Origin of the sequence: Heyndrickxia sp. FSL K6-6286, from assembly GCF_038630395.1 — a bacterium.
Classification (GTDB): Bacteria; Bacillota; Bacilli; order Bacillales; family Bacillaceae_C; genus Heyndrickxia; species Heyndrickxia oleronia.
The window spans coordinates 4,035,011-4,055,729 of sequence record NZ_CP152029.1; the positions used below are offsets into that span (position 1 = coordinate 4,035,011).

General features: G+C 42.7%; 15 protein-coding genes, 15 tRNA genes and 3 rRNA genes. 4 read left to right on the forward strand and 29 right to left on the reverse strand.

Annotated features, from left to right (window positions below; translation table 11 throughout):
- Positions 1-9: 9 nt before the first annotated feature.
- On the reverse strand, positions 10-600 hold the full coding sequence (locus MHI39_RS20315) for a replication-relaxation family protein (RefSeq protein ID WP_342540072.1): 591 nt from the start codon (positions 598-600) through the stop codon (positions 10-12).
- A complete protein-coding gene (locus MHI39_RS20320) occupies positions 536-1,849 on the reverse strand; it encodes an FtsK/SpoIIIE domain-containing protein (protein ID WP_342540073.1) in 1,314 nt (437 codons plus the stop codon). Before MHI39_RS20320 ends, MHI39_RS20315 begins: the two co-directional genes overlap by 65 nt.
- Before the next feature lie 267 nt (positions 1,850-2,116).
- Here MHI39_RS20320 and MHI39_RS20325 point away from each other — a divergent pair, with 267 nt between their 5' ends.
- Complete coding sequence (locus MHI39_RS20325; protein WP_342540074.1) at positions 2,117-2,338, forward strand: helix-turn-helix transcriptional regulator; 222 nt, start codon at positions 2,117-2,119, stop codon at positions 2,336-2,338.
- On the opposite strand, the gene MHI39_RS20330 is transcribed toward MHI39_RS20325, so the two are convergent.
- From MHI39_RS20330 to MHI39_RS20430, 21 genes are all read right to left on the reverse strand, one after another.
- The gene (locus tag MHI39_RS20330) at positions 2,333-3,079 is read right to left on the reverse strand and encodes a helix-turn-helix domain-containing protein (protein WP_342540075.1); all 747 of its coding nucleotides are present in this window, start codon (positions 3,077-3,079) and stop codon (positions 2,333-2,335) included. The two genes, MHI39_RS20325 and MHI39_RS20330, sit on opposite strands and share 6 nt — an antisense overlap.
- A gap of 159 nt (positions 3,080-3,238) precedes the next feature.
- Complete coding sequence (locus MHI39_RS20335; RefSeq protein ID WP_342540076.1) at positions 3,239-4,204, reverse strand: tyrosine-type recombinase/integrase; 966 nt, start codon at positions 4,202-4,204, stop codon at positions 3,239-3,241.
- Positions 4,205-4,362: 158 nt separating this feature from the next.
- Positions 4,363-4,444, reverse strand: a tRNA-Leu gene (locus MHI39_RS20340).
- A gap of 6 nt (positions 4,445-4,450) precedes the next feature.
- A tRNA-Cys gene (locus MHI39_RS20345) sits at positions 4,451-4,524 on the reverse strand.
- Positions 4,525-4,529: 5 nt separating this feature from the next.
- A tRNA-Gly gene (locus MHI39_RS20350) sits at positions 4,530-4,604 on the reverse strand.
- A 3-nt stretch (positions 4,605-4,607) separates the two neighbouring features.
- A tRNA-Gln gene (locus tag MHI39_RS20355) sits at positions 4,608-4,679 on the reverse strand.
- Between the two features lie 37 nt (positions 4,680-4,716).
- Positions 4,717-4,792: transfer RNA gene (locus tag MHI39_RS20360), tRNA-His, on the reverse strand.
- Positions 4,793-4,794: 2 nt separating this feature from the next.
- Positions 4,795-4,868 (reverse strand) — tRNA-Trp (locus MHI39_RS20365).
- A gap of 10 nt (positions 4,869-4,878) precedes the next feature.
- Positions 4,879-4,963, reverse strand: a tRNA-Tyr gene (locus MHI39_RS20370).
- Between the two features lie 13 nt (positions 4,964-4,976).
- Positions 4,977-5,052 (reverse strand) — tRNA-Thr (locus tag MHI39_RS20375).
- Between the two features lie 7 nt (positions 5,053-5,059).
- Positions 5,060-5,135, reverse strand: a tRNA-Phe gene (locus MHI39_RS20380).
- 21 nt (positions 5,136-5,156) lie between these two features.
- A tRNA-Asp gene (locus MHI39_RS20385) sits at positions 5,157-5,233 on the reverse strand.
- 37 nt (positions 5,234-5,270) lie between these two features.
- Positions 5,271-5,344: transfer RNA gene (locus MHI39_RS20390), tRNA-Met, on the reverse strand.
- Between the two features lie 150 nt (positions 5,345-5,494).
- Positions 5,495-5,570: transfer RNA gene (locus tag MHI39_RS20395), tRNA-Val, on the reverse strand.
- A 21-nt stretch (positions 5,571-5,591) separates the two neighbouring features.
- Positions 5,592-5,666: transfer RNA gene (locus tag MHI39_RS20400), tRNA-Glu, on the reverse strand.
- A gap of 11 nt (positions 5,667-5,677) precedes the next feature.
- Positions 5,678-5,770: transfer RNA gene (locus MHI39_RS20405), tRNA-Ser, on the reverse strand.
- A 3-nt stretch (positions 5,771-5,773) separates the two neighbouring features.
- Positions 5,774-5,848: transfer RNA gene (locus tag MHI39_RS20410), tRNA-Asn, on the reverse strand.
- A gap of 7 nt (positions 5,849-5,855) precedes the next feature.
- Positions 5,856-5,972 (reverse strand): 5S ribosomal RNA (rrf, locus tag MHI39_RS20415).
- A gap of 144 nt (positions 5,973-6,116) precedes the next feature.
- A 23S ribosomal RNA gene (locus MHI39_RS20420) occupies positions 6,117-9,059 on the reverse strand.
- 306 nt (positions 9,060-9,365) lie between these two features.
- Positions 9,366-10,918 (reverse strand): 16S ribosomal RNA (locus MHI39_RS20425).
- Together the 16S, 23S and 5S rRNA genes with 15 tRNA genes alongside form the textbook arrangement of a ribosomal RNA operon.
- Positions 10,919-11,156: 238 nt before the next feature.
- On the reverse strand, positions 11,157-12,032 hold the full coding sequence (locus tag MHI39_RS20430; RefSeq protein ID WP_212944409.1) for a nucleotidyltransferase-like protein: 876 nt from the start codon (positions 12,030-12,032) through the stop codon (positions 11,157-11,159).
- A 161-nt stretch (positions 12,033-12,193) separates the two neighbouring features.
- On the opposite strand from MHI39_RS20430, the gene MHI39_RS20435 reads away from it, so the two are divergent.
- Positions 12,194-12,562, forward strand: coding sequence for a YgzB family protein (locus tag MHI39_RS20435; protein ID WP_071975347.1), 369 nt, complete (start codon positions 12,194-12,196; stop codon positions 12,560-12,562).
- A gap of 37 nt (positions 12,563-12,599) precedes the next feature.
- On the opposite strand, the gene perR is transcribed toward MHI39_RS20435, so the two are convergent.
- From perR to MHI39_RS20460, 5 genes are all read right to left on the reverse strand, one after another.
- The gene (gene perR, locus MHI39_RS20440; protein WP_139254824.1) at positions 12,600-13,037 is read right to left on the reverse strand and encodes a peroxide-responsive transcriptional repressor PerR; all 438 of its coding nucleotides are present in this window, start codon (positions 13,035-13,037) and stop codon (positions 12,600-12,602) included.
- A 234-nt stretch (positions 13,038-13,271) separates the two neighbouring features.
- Positions 13,272-13,823 (reverse strand): cob(I)yrinic acid a,c-diamide adenosyltransferase, encoded by a 552-nt coding sequence (locus tag MHI39_RS20445; RefSeq protein WP_342540077.1) that lies wholly within the window; start codon positions 13,821-13,823, stop codon positions 13,272-13,274.
- A 1-nt stretch (position 13,824) separates the two neighbouring features.
- Positions 13,825-14,775, reverse strand: a complete 951-nt coding sequence (locus MHI39_RS20450; protein WP_342540078.1) for a D-2-hydroxyacid dehydrogenase — start codon at positions 14,773-14,775, stop codon at positions 13,825-13,827.
- 220 nt (positions 14,776-14,995) lie between these two features.
- Positions 14,996-15,469, reverse strand: coding sequence for a thioredoxin-dependent thiol peroxidase (bcp, locus tag MHI39_RS20455; protein ID WP_342540079.1), 474 nt, complete (start codon positions 15,467-15,469; stop codon positions 14,996-14,998).
- An 81-nt stretch (positions 15,470-15,550) separates the two neighbouring features.
- On the reverse strand, positions 15,551-15,970 hold the full coding sequence (locus MHI39_RS20460; protein WP_251340443.1) for a potassium channel family protein: 420 nt from the start codon (positions 15,968-15,970) through the stop codon (positions 15,551-15,553).
- Between the two features lie 155 nt (positions 15,971-16,125).
- Here MHI39_RS20460 and MHI39_RS20465 point away from each other — a divergent pair, with 155 nt between their 5' ends.
- Positions 16,126-17,418 (forward strand): glutamate-1-semialdehyde 2,1-aminomutase, encoded by a 1,293-nt coding sequence (locus MHI39_RS20465; RefSeq protein WP_071975356.1) that lies wholly within the window; start codon positions 16,126-16,128, stop codon positions 17,416-17,418.
- Between the two features lie 193 nt (positions 17,419-17,611).
- The gene (locus MHI39_RS20470) at positions 17,612-18,694 is read left to right on the forward strand and encodes an aromatic acid exporter family protein (protein WP_212944405.1); all 1,083 of its coding nucleotides are present in this window, start codon (positions 17,612-17,614) and stop codon (positions 18,692-18,694) included.
- A 73-nt stretch (positions 18,695-18,767) separates the two neighbouring features.
- Here the strand turns inward: MHI39_RS20470 and MHI39_RS20475 are convergent, their stop codons facing one another.
- Complete coding sequence (locus tag MHI39_RS20475; RefSeq protein ID WP_342540080.1) at positions 18,768-20,516, reverse strand: ABC transporter ATP-binding protein; 1,749 nt, start codon at positions 20,514-20,516, stop codon at positions 18,768-18,770.
- Positions 20,517-20,719: the final 203 nt, after the last annotated feature.

The window sequence follows — 20,719 nt, forward strand, 5'->3', positions numbered from 1 at the left end:
AACCGCCTCCTATAAAAAGTCTTGAGCAGTAAAAACTTGAAATACTAACCCTTCGCAAATTTTTTCAATCTGCTTACGTCGATACTCTGTTGTAGTCATCCAAACAAACTTGGGTGATTTACTAAACGCACCTAAGTCTATCAACTTTCTGTATTTATTCATCTTCACTTTATTTACGCTCATCTTCTGAGTATGATCGATTTCGACTATATTGTAACGATCACCTACTTTAAATAAGGCATCACAAACGACTTTAACTTGTTTTGGAATTTCGAGACGCATTTCTGATTCCCAACTAGCCGGGCAACCGAAGGCAATGTATAGTGAATTTCTCATAATATAATGCCTTGCTTGAATTGTTCTCTTTCGAACCTTAGTACACCCAACCAACTCACGCCCTTCTTTATTCAAGTAATAAACGTGTTGATTATCTCGAAAGTATGAAACATAATCACTCAACTCACTCATAACTCTTGAAGCATTTCTGTTTGAACCTAATTTATGGAGGGTTTGAATTTGGGACCTTGTAAGATAGTCAAGCTTTGCTAACGATGAGAGAATTTCGAATTGCCTTTGTTCCTTCCGAATCATCTTGTGCATGTAGCTCATCCTTTCGAGGTTTGATGATTATATGCGGTGCGATAGTCCGCTCAATAAAGTCGTTTTGAATAAAAGGAGTCTGAACAATCTTTTTACCGTCAGGTGTTTGATAAATTCCGCGTCCTCTTATCTTAGGTAACTTTTCCGCACCTGGGGAATCGAGCACCACTTCGGATGCCTTCGTTGTTTGTAATCGGAAACATAAACGAGAGTCAACATTCTGTTTAATCTGTCGAGGTAATGTGTCTGCTGTAGGGTATTGCGTGCAAAAAATTAAGCGATAACCTAATCCAGCACCTACTTGCGCTATTTTAGCGAGAATCGTTTCGCACTCAATCCGTTTTTTCTTTTCTGCCGCGTCAGTTATACCAGCACTAGCGAGTTGTGCGGCTTCATCGACAACGATAAACGTACGGTCTTTAATCCGCGCTTCACGAACGTCCTCCCATCCATTTCGCAAGAAGTCAGCTTGTTTCTGTTCAATATCGGTCAGCAATACCTTAAGGGATTCGAGCGTTTCATCTACATTAGTTGCGACTGTTTTTACTTGACGTGCGTTTGCAAATCGAGAAAACGTAAGACCACCCTTTAAGTCGATTAAGTGGAAAGTAACCTCGTTAGGTTTACGATGAATAAGAGACGTGATGATGTTCTTCAAAAACACCGATTTACCATACCGAGTGGATCCACTGATAATTAAATGTCCGTCCTCGAAGTCGTGGACCTCGAATTTGAATCGGCTTACCCCTAACGGAATGTTCCAACCAGTACATTTGTCAAAAAGTGAATTGTCAAAAGGTACTACATCCGGCAATGGCGTTTTATACACTCGAAAAATTAACATGCCGTCAAAATCAATCGTAACCTCCTTACGCAACTTTATTTTTTCGGTGAACAAATTGCGTACTTGAGCCATCACGTCACTTTTCCAGTCGATGGATTTAATATCAGTAATTGAGACATCGAGTATTTTCTTCTTAGTATTAAGTCCGTCTTGAAATCGGTCTATATTATCCTGAAACTGTTTAGACGACAAGCCCTGCGGCATTTGATACACGTATTCCGAGTAACCTTTCGTTTGTTTCCTTCGGTGAATACGTATTTTTGTCCCGTCCCTAGCAACAAGTCCGGCATTTTCTGCGATCCTGCAAATGTTTTTTGTATCATTACCTCCTGCTCCCAATTGATACGCATACGTTCCTGCAAGTACTCCTCCCATCAATACAGACGAAACAACTTCAAGTAACAACGACTCCACCTCATTTCCTTTTATCCTTTAGGATAGTCCCGACATAAACGACTGTAAATTCTCCTCAAGAACCCTTATAGATTAGCAATTCAGGAGTCTTTTCATCGGTCTGCGACCGTCTCGGTAGTCGTAGCAAGTTCGGGAATTTTAATCGGTATGATATATGTTACTCCTCACCGATTGTCCGATATTACCAAATTTTCACCGTGTATAACTTTTGGTAAATGTGGACAGACTGTTGCTAAAAACTAAAGCGAGGTATGTGTGATGTTTGGACTCGGTAAAAGCAGAAGTAAATTAGGAAAATATCTTGATCGTCACGGTATAACGCAAACGGAGCTCGCTAAAAAAGCTAAAGTCGGCGATATGACCGTATCTCGATTATGTAATGAGGACGATTATCGCCCAAAAATCTCAACGATTTCTAAAATTAAACGGGCATTAAAAACACTAGGACACGACTTACCTGACGATTATTTTGGACTATAATTCAAACACTGAATTGAATAAGTTTGTAATGTGAACTCGTTTGGCTTTACGTTTAACTACGCCAATAAAATAGGCGATTGGTTTCCGAAGCTTCCTACGTCGAGACTTCATTTCGAAGAAAGATTCGATAGCAATCCGCTCCTTGTCATCGGACGTCAAGTTCATACCGTATGTAGACGCATAGACACCACGCCAGTATTCCGTAATTTCCTTAACTTCGTCATAGTGCGCATGTAGTAAATCAAAAAATGCTTCTGGAATCCACGCAGGCTTGAACGGTCTTTCAGTACGTTTATTTATAAGATTTTGTTTTATAGCTTGGGGTTGTTTTATGGGTGACATGGCGTCAGTATCTTTGGGAGGGTCTTGTGCGACAGGCTCCGAAATTACTGGCTGAATCACGATCGCATTACTCGTTTGCTGCATATCTGTTGCTCGCTTCATTTCGTATTGCCGTACGATTCCTAGTTGCGCCAACTTATTACAAACTCTGATGATAGTACGCCGGGACTTACCTAATGCCTCGGCTATCTTATTTTTTCGAAGGAAGGACACGCCTAAATAACGGCATGAGTAGCGTTGAAGAAGTTCCAATACCGCAATGTCTGTCCGAGTTAATTCATCGGCAAATACACGCTTATAGTGACGGATTGCTTCGTTCAGTTCTGCCACCGATTCAAACGGTGATAGATTTTCGAAAGTTTCAGTTGACGCAATAATATCGATTCTATTTTTGGGCATGATAAATTCGGCTCCTTTAAGAGCGCAGCCCGCTTATACCGAAAATTGGCGCACTTAAATAAGACTTGCGATACACCTAATTTTTAAGTATAATAATCGTAGAGTATATTGACCGGGCGTTTGATTGTTCGCAGCAATCAGCGCTCTTTTTTTGTATTTTTATAGATATTTTAAGGGTGAAAAATTTTTATGTTTCTCTTTAACATCGTCGCTATATAGATTTACATAAATTCGAACCATTTCCATCGATGTGTGTCCGAGTATTTGTTGCAATTCAAATATGCCGGCGCCTTGTTTTACGCAAAACTTTGCGAACGTATGGCGAATTGTGTGGCAACTACATCGAACGTTTTTTATCTTCGCTTTCTCTCCGTAATATGTAACTCGATTTTGAAGTTGCCGTTTTGACAACGGAGTTCCGTCAATCGTTACAAATAACGCATCTGTTTCGCATTGCCCTCGAATTTTTAAATATTTCTTTAACTGCGTTTTCATCTTAGATTGAAACGGTACTAGGCGCTCCCGATGACCTTTCGTATTTCGAATAAGGATCATAGAATCCTCCCATTGAATATCATCCGTCTCAATTCCAATTAGTTCAGACGCGCGAATTCCAGTCTCGAGCAAAATCAGTAGTATCGTATAATCACGGACTCCCGTGAACGTCTTTAAGTCCGGCGCATTGAGTAATTTGTTAATTTGATCGCGGGTAAACGTTTCTATAACTTTCCGCCTTTCACGTAAAAGTTTAACGGTATTACATGGATTCTTTGCTATGTATTCGTGCTTATACGCGAAATTGAAGAACGCCCTTACCGCACGCAACCGAGTGTTAATCGAAACAATTTTAAGTCCTTTGACGTCCTTTAAATACGCTATGAATTCGTTTATGTGTTCCGTTGTAATTTTCGCTGGCGTCGTATCGATTTCCAGCTCATTTAGCGCTTTTCTGAACGATAATAATTCGTTCTGATAGTATGTAATCGTATGGGATCGTAAATTGCGCAAATTTGCGTCTTGGAGGAATAACTTAAATAATTCGTCAAAGTCGAATCTATCGGGGATAATGTCGGCAGCTACGACTTTTAATTCGGTGTGAGTAAGATCATTGCGACGACGCGCCATAAATATCGCTCCTTTTCGAAAATGTATAAGCGATACCTACGCACACGATTCGCCGCGCACGATATTTTGCGAGGGGTCGTGTAAATCGGACAAACAAAAAACGCTCCCTAACGAGGTAGAGAACGTTGATATCACGGGAATTGTACCGTGTATTTTGATACCGGTGACCAGGGTCGAACTGGTACTCCCGAAGGAACACGATTTTGAGTCGTGCGCGTCTGCCAATTCCGCCACACCGGCATAATATGGAGGCGGCAACCGGATTCGAACCGGTGGTAAAGGTTTTGCAGACCTCTGCCTTACCACTTGGCTATGCCGCCATACTTGGAGCGGAAGACGGGATTCGAACCCGCGACCCCCACCTTGGCAAGGTGGTGTTCTACCACTGAACTACTTCCGCGTACTGGGCTAGCTGGATTCGAACCAACGAGTGACGGAGTCAAAGTCCGTTGCCTTACCACTTGGCTATAGCCCATTAATACTATTTAAAATTTTAATTATTTATAAAGTAATGGGGCGGATGATGGGAATCGAACCCACGAATGTCGGAACCACAATCCGATGCGTTAACCACTTCGCCACATCCGCCATGGCAGGGGCAGTAGGAATCGAACCCACACTGAAGGTTTTGGAGACCTTAGTTCTACCTTTAAACTATGCCCCTGTTTTTTAAATGGTGGAGGGGGACGGATTCGAACCGCCGAACCCGGAGGGAGCGGATTTACAGTCCGCCGCGTTTAGCCACTTCGCTACCCCTCCACAAAATAAAAAATGGTGCCGGCCAGAGGACTTGAACCCCCAACCTACTGATTACAAGTCAGTTGCTCTACCAATTGAGCTAGGCCGGCAAAAGAATGGTGGCTCGGGACGGAATCGAACCGCCGACACATGGATTTTCAGTCCATTGCTCTACCGACTGAGCTACCGAGCCTTTACATATTCTTATGTATAATGGCGGTCCGGACGGGACTCGAACCCGCGACCTCCTGCGTGACAGGCAGGCATTCTAACCAACTGAACTACCGGACCAAATATTTTCAAGAGTACTTGAAAGTATTTTCATTAATTGCGGAGGCAGGATTTGAACCTGCGACCTTCGGGTTATGAGCCCGACGAGCTACCAGACTGCTCCACCCCGCGACGATAATAATAAAACCTTTATAAGACCAATCATGTATATCTTTGGACTGTCCCGATTTCAGAATGCTTATTCAAGTAGCCTCTCAATCGGTACAACTCGCTGTTAATTCATAGAAGTAACGCTCGTTGCTCCACCCCGCGATAATAATATGGTGGAGGATGACGGGATCGAACCGCCGACCCCCTGCTTGTAAGGCAGGTGCTCTCCCAGCTGAGCTAATCCTCCAATATTTGTAATATAATTAAATGGTGACCCGTACGGGATTCGAACCCGTGTTACCGCCGTGAAAGGGCGGTGTCTTAACCGCTTGACCAACGGGCCAAAGTTAATTATGGCGGAGAGCAAGGGATTTGAACCCTTGAGACAGCTCTTAACCGTCTACACGATTTCCAATCGTGCTCCTTCGGCCACTCGGACAGCTCTCCTTATGGCTCCGCAGGTAGGATTCGAACCTACGACCGATCGGTTAACAGCCGATAGCTCTACCACTGAGCTACTGCGGAATAAGTAACCCGGCAACGTCCTACTCTTGCAGGGGGAGAGCCCCCAACTACCATCGGCGCTGAGAAGCTTAACTTCCGTGTTCGGGATGGGAACGGGTGTGACCTTCTCGCCATAGTTACCGGATATGTAATTCTTACTGCCTAAGCAGTATTTGATTAAGACATTATTAATTATAATGATTTTTAACCAAATTTCAAGAGAAATTTTTAATTTATTCCCTCAAAACTAGATATATCAAGAAGTAACGGTTCATAACCTTAAATCTATTTGGTTAAGTCTTCGATCTATTAGTATTCGTCAGCTCCATGTGTCGCCACACTTCCACCTCGAACCTATCAACCTGATCATCTTTCAGGGATCTTATTTAGATAAACTAAGGGAAATCTCATCTTGAGGGGGGCTTCATGCTTAGATGCTTTCAGCACTTATCCCTTCCGCACATAGCTACCCAGCGATGCCTTTGGCAAGACAACTGGTACACCAGCGGTGCGTCCATCCCGGTCCTCTCGTACTAAGGACAGCTCCTCTCAAATTTCCTACGCCCACGACGGATAGGGACCGAACTGTCTCACGACGTTCTGAACCCAGCTCGCGTACCGCTTTAATGGGCGAACAGCCCAACCCTTGGGACCGACTACAGCCCCAGGATGCGATGAGCCGACATCGAGGTGCCAAACCTCCCCGTCGATGTGGACTCTTGGGGGAGATAAGCCTGTTATCCCCGGGGTAGCTTTTATCCGTTGAGCGATGGCCCTTCCATGCGGAACCACCGGATCACTAAGCCCGACTTTCGTCCCTGCTCGACTTGTAGGTCTCGCAGTCAAGCTCCCTTGTGCCTTTACACTCTGCGAATGATTTCCAACCATTCTGAGGGAACCTTTGGGCGCCTCCGTTACCTTTTAGGAGGCGACCGCCCCAGTCAAACTGCCTGCCTGACACTGTCTCCCACCCCGATTCAGGGGTGCGGGTTAGAATTTCAATACAGCCAGGGTAGTATCCCACCGATGCCTCCACCGAAGCTGGCGCTCCGGTTTCAAAGGCTCCTACCTATCCTGTACAAGCTGTACCAAAATTCAATATCAAGCTGCAGTAAAGCTCCACGGGGTCTTTCCGTCCTGTCGCGGGTAACCTGCATCTTCACAGGTACTATAATTTCACCGAGTCTCTCGTTGAGACAGTGCCCAGATCGTTGCGCCTTTCGTGCGGGTCAGAACTTACCTGACAAGGAATTTCGCTACCTTAGGACCGTTATAGTTACGGCCGCCGTTTACTGGGGCTTCAATTCAAAGCTTCGTCTTGCGACTAACCTCTCCTCTTAACCTTCCAGCACCGGGCAGGCGTCAGCCCCTATACTTCGCCTTACGGCTTCGCAGAGACCTGTGTTTTTGCTAAACAGTCGCCTGGGCCTATTCACTGCGGCTCTCTCGGGCTTGCACCCTAACAGAGCACCCCTTCTCCCGAAGTTACGGGGTCATTTTGCCGAGTTCCTTAACGAGAGTTCTCTCGCTCACCTTAGGATTCTCTCCTCGCCTACCTGTGTCGGTTTGCGGTACGGGCACCTTTCACCTCACTAGAGGATTTTCTAGGCAGTGTGGAATCAGGAACTTCGGTACTAAATTTCCCTCGCCATCACAGCTCAAGGTACATGGTGACGGGATTTGCCTCGTCACCCCTCTAACTGCTTGGACGCACTATTCCAGCAGTGCGCTTACCCTATCCTCCTGCGTCCCCCCATCGTTCAAACGGTGAAGAGGTGGTACAGGAATATCAACCTGTTGTCCATCGCCTACGCCTTTCGGCCTCGGCTTAGGTCCCGACTAACCCTGAGCGGACGAGCCTTCCTCAGGAAACCTTAGGCATTCGGTGGAAGGGATTCTCACCCTTCTTTCGCTACTCATACCGGCATTCTCACTTCTAAGCGCTCCACCAGTCCTTACGGTCTAGCTTCGCAGCCCTTAGAACGCTCTCCTACCACGGACACCACAAGGTGTCCATCCACAGCTTCGGTGATACGTTTAGCCCCGGTACATTTTCGGCGCAGAGTCACTCGACCAGTGAGCTATTACGCACTCTTTAAATGGTGGCTGCTTCTAAGCCAACATCCTGGTTGTCTAAGCAACTCCACATCCTTTTCCACTTAACGTATACTTTGGGACCTTAGCTGGTGGTCTGGGCTGTTTCCCTCTTGACTACGGATCTTATCACTCGCAGTCTGACTCCTAAGGATAAGTCATTGGCATTCGGAGTTTGTCTGAATTCGGTAACCCGATGAGGGCCCCTAGTCCAAACAGTGCTCTACCTCCAAGACTCTTACCTTAAGGCTAGCCCTAAAGCTATTTCGGAGAGAACCAGCTATCTCCAAGTTCGATTGGAATTTCTCCGCTACCCACACCTCATCCCCGCACTTTTCAACGTGCGTGGGTTCGGGCCTCCAGTAAGTGTTACCTTACCTTCACCCTGGACATGGGTAGATCACCTGGTTTCGGGTCTACGACCTCATACTCTATCGCCCTATTCAGACTCGCTTTCGCTGCGGCTCCGCCTCTTCAGCTTAACCTTGCATGAAATCGTAACTCGCCGGTTCATTCTACAAAAGGCACGCTATCACTCTGCATAAAGCATAGAGCTCTAACTACTTGTAGGCACACGGTTTCAGGTTCTCTTTCACTCCCCTTCCGGGGTGCTTTTCACCTTTCCCTCACGGTACTGGTTCACTATCGGTCACTAGGGAGTATTTAGCCTTGGGAGATGGTCCTCCCTGCTTCCGACGGGATTTCACGTGTCCCGCCGTACTCAGGATCCACTCTGGAGGGAACGAAGTTTCAACTACAGGGTTGTTACCTTCTTTGACGGGCCTTTCCAGACCTCTTCATTTACTCCGTTCCTTTGTAACTCCGTATAGAGTGTCCTACAACCCCAAGAGGCAAGCCTCTTGGTTTGGGCTTCTTCCGTTTCGCTCGCCGCTACTCAGGAAATCGCAATTGCTTTCTCTTCCTCCGGGTACTTAGATGTTTCAGTTCCCCGGGTCTGCCTTCCTTACTCTATGTATTCAAGTAAGGATACTACCCCATTACGGGCAGTGGGTTCCCCCATTCGGAAATCTCCGGATCAAAGCTCGCTTACAGCTCCCCGAAGCATATCGGTGTTAGTCCCGTCCTTCATCGGCTCCTAGTGCCAAGGCATTCACCGTGCGCCCTTACTAACTTAACCTAAAAGGTTATTTAAAACTACTTAATGGATTCATCCATAAAGTGGCGATTCTCGGTTATTACTTGGTTACTTCTTAATATTATCTAGTTTTCAAGGAACAATCCGGCGAATGATAAGCTTCGAATCTCTTCGTCAGCGCACTCACTCACATCCTCACGTATGTTTATACGTTCCGGTGCTCGTTCGCTTGCTTCCTCGACCTTCTCGCTTCTAATTCACCTCTATTAAACTGAAAGGATTAACCTTTCAAAACTGAACAAAACAGAAGACGTCTGAACCACGTAAGTGGTTTTCCATATTCCTTAGAAAGGAGGTGATCCAGCCGCACCTTCCGATACGGCTACCTTGTTACGACTTCACCCCAATCATCTGTCCCACCTTCGGCGGCTGGCTCCAAAAGGTTACCTCACCGACTTCGGGTGTTACAAACTCTCGTGGTGTGACGGGCGGTGTGTACAAGGCCCGGGAACGTATTCACCGCGGCATGCTGATCCGCGATTACTAGCGATTCCGGCTTCATGTAGGCGAGTTGCAGCCTACAATCCGAACTGAGAATGGTTTTATGGGATTGGCTAAACCTCGCGGTCTTGCAGCCCTTTGTACCATCCATTGTAGCACGTGTGTAGCCCAGGTCATAAGGGGCATGATGATTTGACGTCATCCCCACCTTCCTCCGGTTTGTCACCGGCAGTCACCTTAGAGTGCCCAACTGAATGCTGGCAACTAAGGTCAAGGGTTGCGCTCGTTGCGGGACTTAACCCAACATCTCACGACACGAGCTGACGACAACCATGCACCACCTGTCACTCCTGTCCCCGAAGGGAAATCCCTATCTCTAGGGAGGTCAAGAGGATGTCAAGACCTGGTAAGGTTCTTCGCGTTGCTTCGAATTAAACCACATGCTCCACCGCTTGTGCGGGCCCCCGTCAATTCCTTTGAGTTTCAGCCTTGCGGCCGTACTCCCCAGGCGGAGTGCTTAATGCGTTAGCTGCAGCACTAAAGGGCGGAAACCCTCTAACACTTAGCACTCATCGTTTACGGCGTGGACTACCAGGGTATCTAATCCTGTTCGCTCCCCACGCTTTCGCGCCTCAGCGTCAGTTACAGACCAGAGAGTCGCCTTCGCCACTGGTGTTCCTCCACATCTCTACGCATTTCACCGCTACACGTGGAATTCCACTCTCCTCTTCTGCACTCAAGTCTCCCAGTTTCCAATGGCCGCTTGCGGTTGAGCCGCAAGATTTCACATCAGACTTAAGAAACCGCCTGCGCGCGCTTTACGCCCAATAATTCCGGACAACGCTTGCCACCTACGTATTACCGCGGCTGCTGGCACGTAGTTAGCCGTGGCTTTCTGGTTAGGTACCGTCAAGGTACCGCCCTATTCGAACGATACTTGTTCTTCCCTAACAACAGAGTTTTACGATCCGAAAACCTTCATCACTCACGCGGCGTTGCTCCGTCAGACTTTCGTCCATTGCGGAAGATTCCCTACTGCTGCCTCCCGTAGGAGTCTGGGCCGTGTCTCAGTCCCAGTGTGGCCGATCACCCTCTCAAGTCGGCTACGCATCGTCGCCTTGGTGAGCCGTTACCTCACCAACTAGCTAATGCGCCGCGGGTCCATCTGTAAGTGATAGCCGAGGCCATCTTTCAATTCTCCCTCATGCGAAGAAAAAAGTTATCCGGTATTAGCCCCGGTTTCCCGGAGTTATCCCAGTCTTACAGGCAGGTTACCCACGTGTTACTCACCCGTCCGCCGCTAACTCTCAGGGAGCAAGCTCCCATCAAGTTCGCTCGACTTGCATGTATTAGGCACGCCGCCAGCGTTCGTCCTGAGCCAGGATCAAACTCTCCAAAAAGATGTTTGATATAGCTCTTTATAAATAAAAGTAATTCATTGACGTTTCGTTTTGTTCAGTTTTCAAAGATCAATCTCTCACTGTTTTCTCAACAGCGACTTTATTATCATATCAAGTTATTTATTTTTTGTCAATAACTTTTTTTGTTTTTTTCGTCACTGCTAAGTTTTGTTGTTTAGCAGCGACGCTTATTAATATAACAAGTATTTCACTTCTCGTCAACAACTTTTTTAATATTTTACGATAATTTTTTTCCGACCTCATAATAGCGATGATAAATACGTGGTCCCTTCGTTTCTACCTTTATTTCATTAATAAAATGTTTCTCCGTTAGAAACTCTAGTAAAATACCTAGATCCACCCCGTAATTTTCTAAGTCAGGATTGCAGAGCAATTCATTAATGGTCCAGCGTTCCTTTTCTTGCATGACCGCAAGTAAATGTGAGGCATAAACCTTCGTTCTAGAGTGAATTAAAAACTCACTGGCTAAGAATAGGAGCTCTAGTCTTTTTTCAATTGATTCATCACTTGTAATTAATTCTTCATAGAGCTTAAAGATTTCTGGTTCAATTTGCTTCACCTGGTTCCATACGGTTATTTCCGGATGAAATCCGTTTTCGATTACCGCAAGTCTCGCCAAATGATGTAGGGCATGAACGACATGATTGTAGGCATCAAGATATTGATCATTGTCAAAGAAGGCTTTGCCATCAATATATCTACGAATAAGCTTCGCAAATTCTAAGCCCGCTTTTAATTTTCTTTCTGAAAAAGGAAAGTCTCTTAGTTCACCCTTTAGGTTGGCCATATATTCATTTCGATCAAATAATACTTTTCCATGCGTGATCCATTCAACAATTTTTCGATTGGATCCTAATAGTAACCACTCTTTCAATTGATCCTCTCTTACAATATGAAGAGCAGCCTTTTTTTGTTCATAAATATAGTGCTTTATAAATACAGGAGTTTCTGCCTCTTTTACAATCATTAATAAAATCGCATCGAATGTATCTGTGACTGTACATTCATTTTGCCTTTTTTCTATAATAAGTACGGATAAGGTATTGGTTTGACTTGCCCGTTCTTGATAAATGGGGCGAAGGATATCCTCCATAATTAAATTCCTCCAAAGTTTCTAGATAAGAATATTACTTCGACAATGATAATAAATTTCCTGCTAATTGAAAAGTTGTTTTTCAGATCGTCACAAACACCTTTGAGCCTTATGTCCACTTTTACCGCTTTTATGGTATATTACATCTAGGAGGTTCGACCATGGCTAAAAAATATTCAAATAAAATCAATAAGATACGCACATTTGCGTTAAGTCTCATATTCGTCGGATTTATTATTATGTACTTTGGAATCTTTTTCCGAACGCATCCAATCGTCATGACGATTTTCATGGTTTTAGGTTTATTAAGTATTATTGCCAGCACTGTCGTATACTTCTGGATAGGTATGTTATCAACGAAAGCGGTACAAGTGGTTTGTCCAAACTGCAATAAACCGACTAAAATTCTCGGTCGAGTGGATATGTGTATGCACTGCCGCGAACCGCTCACTTTGGATCCTAATCTAGAAGGCAAAGATTTTGATGAAAATTACAATCGTAAAAAACCACAAAAGAACCAATCAAACTAAAAAAGAATTGTTCGATGATCCATCGAACAATTCTTTTTTAATGTACTTCTTTTTTCGAGCATTCTGGGCACGTGCCGTAGATTTCCATGCGATGATGACTCACCTTAAAACCAGTGACATGTGATGCAAGCTGCTCTACCTCGTCTAGTCCAGGATAATGGAAGTCAACGATTTTTCCGCAATCTTCACAAATAATATGATAGTGACTAGTTGTGACAAAATCAAAGCGACTGGATGCATCCCCATATGTTAGTTCCTTTACAAGACCAACTTCACGGAATACACGTAAATTATTGTATACGGTAGCCACACTCATATTTGGAAATTTTCCTTCGAGTGCTTTATAAATGTCATCGGCTGTAGGATGTGACATGGATTGTATTAAATACTCCAATATCGCATGACGTTGAGGCGTGATACGAACTCCAGTTTCTTTCAAAGTTTCAATTGCTTCTTTGATTTGATGTTCAGACACCGTCATGCACCTCTTTTCTAATAGTAATTAAGTCATATGAAACCATTCAAAACGGTTTAGAATTGTACAGTTAACTGACAGTCCTTTTAATAGTTGGTTTTATGAAAGAAAAAATGAATGAGAATAAATACCTTTCCAAAAAGCCATCAACTATCAAAAAGGAGACATTCTTATTTTAAAATGTTTATAATTAGTTTACTAAGGAACAAGCATTTTTGTCAATCCATTCAATTGTTATAACCCTTGATGTAGAGTCATTTCTTCCTCTCCTAAACCATTATTTATATATCTTGCCGCAACAAATAATAAGTCGGAAAGGCGATTTAAATAAGCCAATACTAGAGGATTCGTCCGTTCTATTTCAACCGCACATCTTTCTGCTCTTCTGACGATCGTACGTGCACAATGCATGGCGGCACCGGCTGGATGTCCACCCGGAAGGATAAAGTTCTTTAATGGATCGAGACTTGCATCCCATTTATCTATAGTATGCTCTAATTCTTGAATATCTTCATCCTTTAACTTCCATTTCACTTCTTTTCCCTCTGGCGTAGCAAGCTCTGCCCCGACATGAAAAATCGCCGTTTGAACCTTGTGAAATACTTCGATTACTTCATCCTTGCCAGGGAAAGTGGCATGTTTCAAATGACTGATGGCAAGGCCAATCATCGAATTGGCTTCATCACAGGTTCCGTATGCTTCCACCCGGATATCATTTTTCGGAATTCGCTGTCCATAGACAAGGGATGTCGTACCTTTATCACCAGATTTCGTGTAAATCCTCATTTTAGTATCCCCTTTCCGGATCGATAACATTAATAAAATCATGGTCGTTATTCATATATGTATGTAAATTTTTTCGAAATATTTCTAATGCGCGCGGTAAATAATTCACGGTTGTACTTGAGATATGTGGGGTAACTGTCACATTATTCATTTTCCAAAATGGGTGACTCTTAGGTAATGGTTCCACCTCAAATACATCTAAATAGGCATGGCTTATTTCTTGATTGTTCAAGGCCGTCATTAATACCTCTTCTTGGACGACATCTCCCCGACCAATATTGATAAATACAGCAGATTGCTTCATGCTTTCGAAATCGCTTGGCTGATAAAAATGAATTGTTTCTTCCGTGCTTGGTAATATCGAAACGATGTAATCGACGCTACCAAGAATAGAGTGGATCGTTTCTAATGTGTACATCTCATCAAAATGATCTATCGCATTCCCACGACTATTCACACCAATAATCTTCATCCCAAACGGTTTTGCCAAGCGAGCAATTTCTTGACCAATGGCACCAGCACCAACAATTAGCAACGATTGTTCATGGATCTCTGTTAATGGGGTTTGCTTATCCCAAACAGCTTCCTTTTGATTGTCCCATAATCGTTGAAATCCCTTTGCGTGGCTGAGAATGATCCCTAATGTAAACTCCGCCATTGGTATTTTGTGAATTCCACGTGCATTTGTCACTAAAATATTTTTTTCTTTAATCGCTTTTAACGGCATTCTCTCTAATCCTGCTGAGGTGACCATAATCCATTTTAACTTCTCTGCTTGGTAAATATGCTCATCCACTAAGTCCTCACCATAGGTAACAATGATTTCTGCGCTTTTCATTTCCTGCTCCGCAAGTGTCACGTTCTCATAAAAGCAGAACTGAACAGCTGGAAACGAGGCAACTAAATCAGTTTTCAATTGTTCTAACGGTTCAAAGGTAAATACACACTTCATTCCATCCACCCCTTGATTTCACTCTTTTTCAATAGGCGAAAAGAGCTTTTATTTTTATCATATCATAATTATTTCTCCCTCTTACAGAGCAAGAAAAAAGGACCGAATCACTCGGTCCAAGATCTATTTTTTCTGAGGAGGTATGCCCTAATATAAGGTATGTAAATTCGACTGCTTTGAATGGACAGTAGCCTTTAACAAGCAAAATAGGCTGACCCAATTATGCTAGCTCAGTCTTAATATACGAAAGGGCATCCTCCACATGTCCTGCCACTTTCACCTTTCTCCATTCCTTCACAAGGATTCCTTCCTTATTAATAATAAATGTGGATCGTTCAATCCCCATATATTCTTTTCCGAAGTTTTTCTTTAGCTTCCATACATCATAGTCCTCAGCTACCTTATGATCACTATCCTCTAATAACAGAAAAGGAAGCCCATGCTTATCGATAAATTTTTGATGCTGGGTAACAGGGTCAGGACTGACACCTAAAATAACGGCATCAAGATCGACAAAGCTTTCATGATAATCACGGAAATCACATGCCTCTGTTGTACACCCAGGGGTCATATCCTTTGGATAAAAATAAAGAACGACATGTTTTTTCCCGATAAAATCAGATAAACGAACGGTTTCGCCGTTATTTGCTTTCAAAGTAAAATCAGGTGCTTTATTTCCTATTTGTGTAGTCATATAAATCCTCCTATTTTTTCGGGAGTTCATTCCCTTCCTTTCTTACAACCTTACCTAAAAATGATGAGATATCCAAATCATTTACTTCTTCCATTCACTATTATGCTCAAAATCAATGAAGGATTTGACGACAAAAGCAGCAGGTATCGTATAGCCAATCAATGCCTCTAAGATGACTAATAGTCTTCCGATTCCAACCGGGACAATATCTCCATAGCCAACGGAAAATAAAGTAATCGCACTCAAATACATCGCTGAGCCTAGTTTTTCAACATAACTTCCAGAAAATAAGGCACCTTGTTCGACAATGACGTGAAATCCTTTTAGTTCAAGCAGCATAAATAGCAAGCCAAATCCAATCATAATCACACTATAGGTGTATCCTAAAAAGAGAAAGTTCTCAAAGGATACAAGCTTATACTTTAATTTCGAAGGGAAAAATAATGTTCGTAAGCTCATACTTATGCAGACAATTACTGCTATCATCAGTACATAGATCATACAAAGTCTCCTCAGCTTTTCATTCACATTTTAGCTTGTCATTCTATTCTACTCGGACACATTTCCTTATATGAAATCTTTATGCTGATTGGACACGTCAAAAAGAAGGTACTACAATAGATATGATGGATCGAAATTAGGAGGCAAGAAAAAAAATGAACTTTTCACAATCAGAACGTTTACATACAGAAGCACTTGAGCACATCGTTGGTGGCGTAAATAGTCCCTCCCGCTCGTATAAAGCAGTCGGTGGTGGTTCACCCGTTGCGATGAAGCGTGCACAGGGTGCTTATTTCTGGGATGTCGATGATAATAAATATATTGACTATCTCGCTGCATATGGACCCATTATTACCGGTCATGCACACCCACATATTACAGAAGCAATCAAAACAGCCGCTGAAAATGGGGTATTATACGGGACGCCTACTCCATTTGAAGTGAAATTTGCCAAAATGCTAAAAGAGGCAATGCCTGCACTCGATAAGGTTCGCTTTGTTAACTCTGGAACAGAGGCAGTCATGACAACGATCCGTGTGGCTCGTGCCTTCACTGGACGTGATAAAATCATCAAATTTGAAGGCTGTTATCATGGCCATTCTGACTTAGTGCTTGTTGCGGCAGGCTCTGGTCCTTCTCAATTAGGAATGCCCGATTCAGCAGGTGTGACTAAAAATATTGCGAAGGAAGTTATTACAGTTCCATTCAATGATATTGAGCCATTTAAGGAAGCCTTAAATAAATGGGGCAATGAAGTTGCAGCCGTACTAGTTGAACCAATTGTCGGCAACTTTGGGATTGTTGAGCCGAAGCCTGGATTTTTAGAGCAAGTCAATGAATTAACTCATGAGGCAGGAGCACTTGTCATTTATGATGAAGTCATTACAGCCTTCCGCTTCATGTATGGTGGGGCACAAAATTTATTAGGTGTGACGCCAGATTTAACAGCTATGGGTAAAATCATTGGTGGTGGACTACCAATTGGTGCGTATGGCGGTAAAAAGGAAATTATGGAAAAGGTGGCTCCGCTTGGACCAGCGTATCAAGCAGGAACGATGGCTGGTAACCCTGCATCCATGTTAGCGGGAATTGCTTGTTTAGAAGTATTAAAACAAGAGGGCGTCTATGATGAATTAGATCGCTTAGGGGCGATTCTTGAAAAAGGTATTTTGGATGCGGCGCAAAAACATCAAACACCGATTACAATTAACCGTTTAAAAGGTGCCTTAACGATTTATTTCACCACTGAAAAGGTTGAGAACTATAAACAAGCCGAAGCAACCGATGGTGAGATGTTCGCAAAATTCTTCAAGCTCATGCTTGAGCAAGGCATTAATCTAGCTCCATCAAAATATGAAGCATGGTTTATTACGACCGCACATACAGAGCAAGATATTCTGGAAACAATCAAAGCAGTTGACATTGCTTTTTCAAAATTGAACAACTAATCTCTCTCAGGGGTCTGACACCACATAAAGGATGGGGTCAGACCCCTTTCACTTTAAACACCCCTCTAAAAAAAGATTTCCTCCTTCCGTACAATTTTCTCTTGATATTCTTTCTAGGACATTGTATATTACTAATTTGGTATTAATATGTTATCTTAATGAAAAGATATTTACGAAAGGAATCATCACTGATATGAAGCTAGGTGCCCGCATTTTTAAAACGGGAATTGCCATCGTCTTGGCATTGTATATTGCAAAGCTGGTAGGAATGACTTCCCCTGTATTTGCAGGAATTGCTGCGATTTTCGCCATTAAACCGACCATTTATCGATCCTATTTATCGATTGTGGAGCAGGTACAAGGGAATGTCATCGGAGCTGTTGTTGCAGTTGCCTTCGGTTTAATTTTTGAAAACAATTATATAATCGTGGGGCTTGCAGCATTAATAACGATTATGATTATGTTGAGGCTAAAGCTTGAAAATAGTATTAGCTTAGGACTTGTGACCATGATTGTTATCCTTGAATCACCTGGTGAGCATTTTCTCGAGTTTGCATGGTTGCGCTTTGCAACGATTCTCATTGGAATTCTTTCGGCGTTTATTGTAAATTTAATTTTCTTACCGCCAAAATATGAAACAAAGCTCTTCCATCGCATGTCTAACTTAACAGAAGATATTTTTACACTGATTCGCTTAATATTAAGCCATGATTCAGAACATCATGTAATGAAAATAGAAATTGAAAAGATTAGAGATCGTTTAGTAAAGGTTAATCAGTTTTATACATTGTTTAATGAGGAAAGACGTTATTTTAAAAAGAGCACGCCTGAAAAGAAAAGAAAAACGGTTATTTATCGCCAGATGGTGACCGCATCACAGGATTGCTTTGATATTCTAAAATTACTGCATCGATATGAATATGATATCGTCAAGTTACCTGAAGAAATCCAAATTCAGCTTCATGATCGTCTGGATTTCTTAATAAATGAACACCAGAAATTATTATTCCAGTTTCTTGGAAAAGTAAAACAAAATGATCTATACGATGAAGAAAATTTAAATACGTACCATGAGGATTTAATGAAGCTCTATATAAAAGAGATTGAAGATGAAAAACATGAATGTGATAATCAATCATATCATTTTATGAGACTTCTCTCCGCCATGATGGACTACCAAGAACAATTAAAGCATCTCAGCATTTTAATCGATAGCTTTAAAAATTATCATAAAGAGGATAATGAAGTGTCGATTCAAGAAGAGTTTGAGGAATAGAAGGAAAGGGAGGTTCAGCTGTTGACTAACAGCAGAACCTCCCTTTTTTTGTACCATTATTTGAAGGTATACATTAAGAATCTAATTGTTGTACCTGGAATAGGTTAAAATAATGCCCTTGTTTTTCCATTAATTCTTCATGCGGGCCAATCTCAACAATTTCCCCATGCTCTATGAGGACAATGCGATCGGCATGGGTAATAGTGGAAAGCCGATGGGCAACAATAAATGTCGTCCGATCCTTAGCCAGTTTTTCCAATGCCTCCTGAATTAAATGCTCACTTTCTAAATCCAGTGCAGATGTGGCTTCATCCAAAATTAATATAGGAGGGTTTTTCAAAAATACACGAGCAATCGCAATCCGCTGCTTCTGACCACCGGAAAGCTTCACCCCTCTTTCCCCAACCTTTGTGTCATATCCTTCTGGAAGATTCATGATAAACTCATGGGCATTTGCCGCTTTCGCTGCCTGTATGATCTCTTCCTCTGTCGCATCTGGTTTACCTAGTAAAATATTCAATCGAACTGATTCACTGAATAAAATATTATCCTGTAAGACCATCCCAATTTTATCGCGAAGACTTCTTACTTTAAAATCGCGAATGTCAGTGCCATCTAAAAGGATTTTCCCACTCGTTACGTCATAGAAACGGGGAATCAAACTGACTAATGAAGATTTACCTCCACCACTCATCCCGACTAACGCGATCGTTTCACCGGCACGAACATGTAATTGGATATCCTTAAGGACAGATAATTCCTTTTCATTATAAGCAAAGTTCACATGCTCAAATGAAATATCCCCTTTAACATTTTTACATTCAATCGCATCTGGCGCATCATCGATATCATATTTTTCATCCATTATTTCAAAGACGCGGTCCATTGAAGCAATAGATTGCGTTAATGTCGTACCAGAGTTCACTAATCGACGTAGTGGGCTATATAAACGATCGATATATGCAATGAATGCTGCCATTGTCCCAATCGATAAATTCCCATGGATCGCTTGGTATCCTGCAAAACCAATGACAATTAATGGAGCAATATCTGTCAATGTGTTAACAACAGAAAATGCCTTCGCTGTCCATCGCGTATGCTGCAAGGCTTTATCGAGAAAATTCGAATTATGTACGCGAAAGCGTTCCTGCTCGGTATCTTCAATAGCAAAGCTTTTAATAACAGGCATCCCCTGCACCCGCTCGTGTAAATACCCTTGCACTTCAGCAAGTGCTTGGGAACGAACCCTTGTAAATTTACGTAAATTGCCGAAGAAATATTTAACCGATATCGCATACAGTGGAAACACAATGAGCGAAACGAGGGTTAGCGGAACATCCATCGTAAACATAATCGAAACCGCAATGATGATTGTCGCCGCATCCAGCCATACATTCATTAAGCCGGTAATAACAAAGTCCTTTGTCTGCTCGACATCATTAATCACTCTGGAGATTACTTCCCCTGCACGCGTATTAGAGTAAAATTTAAAGCTTAATTTCTGCAAATGCGTAAATAAGCGATCCCGAATATCATATAAAATCTTGCTTGATGTCCATTGAGCAAAATACTGTCTGTAAAATTCAATCGGCGGCCTTAAAACAACAAACACACCTAACATAATCGACATCGTGATCAAAAGCTTCGACGTTTTCTCATCAACTGACAAATGCTGATTCGTCACAATATCATCAATCACATACTGAATAATAACGGGAATAAGCAGCGGAATCGCAAACTTTATCAAACCAATAATCAACGTCCCAATAATCTGACCCGTATACGGCTTAACAAACTTCATATATCTCTTTGTACTACTCATAAAATCCCCTCCCTTTCTGAAAAATCTCGCTGTGGGGGTCTGACCCCATTTATTAAAACCTAGAGGTAGTAAAGCTTGTCTTTACTGGAAATTGCGTTTGGGGGTCTGACCCCTTTTGTTAAACTCTAGAGCTACGAACCCTTGTCTTTCCTGGAAATGTCGCTTGGGGGTCTGACCCCACTTGTTAAAAGCTTGAGCTATAA

What these genes read in the sequence shown, in the direction of transcription:
- MHI39_RS20445 (WP_342540077.1), bottom strand. Translation starts at nt 13,823, where the DNA reads ATGAGGATTTACACGAAATCTGGTGATAAAGGTACGACATCCCTTGTC.
- MHI39_RS20460 (WP_251340443.1), bottom strand. Translation starts at nt 15,970, where the DNA reads ATGATCTATGTACTGATGATAGCAGTAATTGTCTGCATAAGTATGAGC.
- MHI39_RS20475 (WP_342540080.1), bottom strand. Translation starts at nt 20,516, where the DNA reads ATGAGTAGTACAAAGAGATATATGAAGTTTGTTAAGCCGTATACGGGT.
- MHI39_RS20430 (WP_212944409.1), bottom strand. Translation starts at nt 12,032, where the DNA reads ATGGAGGATATCCTTCGCCCCATTTATCAAGAACGGGCAAGTCAAACC.
- MHI39_RS20435 (WP_071975347.1), top strand. Translation starts at nt 12,194, where the DNA reads ATGGCTAAAAAATATTCAAATAAAATCAATAAGATACGCACATTTGCG.
- bcp (WP_342540079.1), bottom strand. Translation starts at nt 15,469, where the DNA reads ATGACTACACAAATAGGAAATAAAGCACCTGATTTTACTTTGAAAGCA.
- MHI39_RS20470 (WP_212944405.1), top strand. Translation starts at nt 17,612, where the DNA reads ATGAAGCTAGGTGCCCGCATTTTTAAAACGGGAATTGCCATCGTCTTG.
- MHI39_RS20315 (WP_342540072.1), bottom strand. Translation starts at nt 600, where the DNA reads ATGCACAAGATGATTCGGAAGGAACAAAGGCAATTCGAAATTCTCTCA.
- MHI39_RS20450 (WP_342540078.1), bottom strand. Translation starts at nt 14,775, where the DNA reads ATGAAGTGTGTATTTACCTTTGAACCGTTAGAACAATTGAAAACTGAT.
- MHI39_RS20325 (WP_342540074.1), top strand. Translation starts at nt 2,117, where the DNA reads ATGTTTGGACTCGGTAAAAGCAGAAGTAAATTAGGAAAATATCTTGAT.
- MHI39_RS20335 (WP_342540076.1), bottom strand. Translation starts at nt 4,204, where the DNA reads ATGGCGCGTCGTCGCAATGATCTTACTCACACCGAATTAAAAGTCGTA.
- MHI39_RS20465 (WP_071975356.1), top strand. Translation starts at nt 16,126, where the DNA reads ATGAACTTTTCACAATCAGAACGTTTACATACAGAAGCACTTGAGCAC.
- MHI39_RS20330 (WP_342540075.1), bottom strand. Translation starts at nt 3,079, where the DNA reads ATGCCCAAAAATAGAATCGATATTATTGCGTCAACTGAAACTTTCGAA.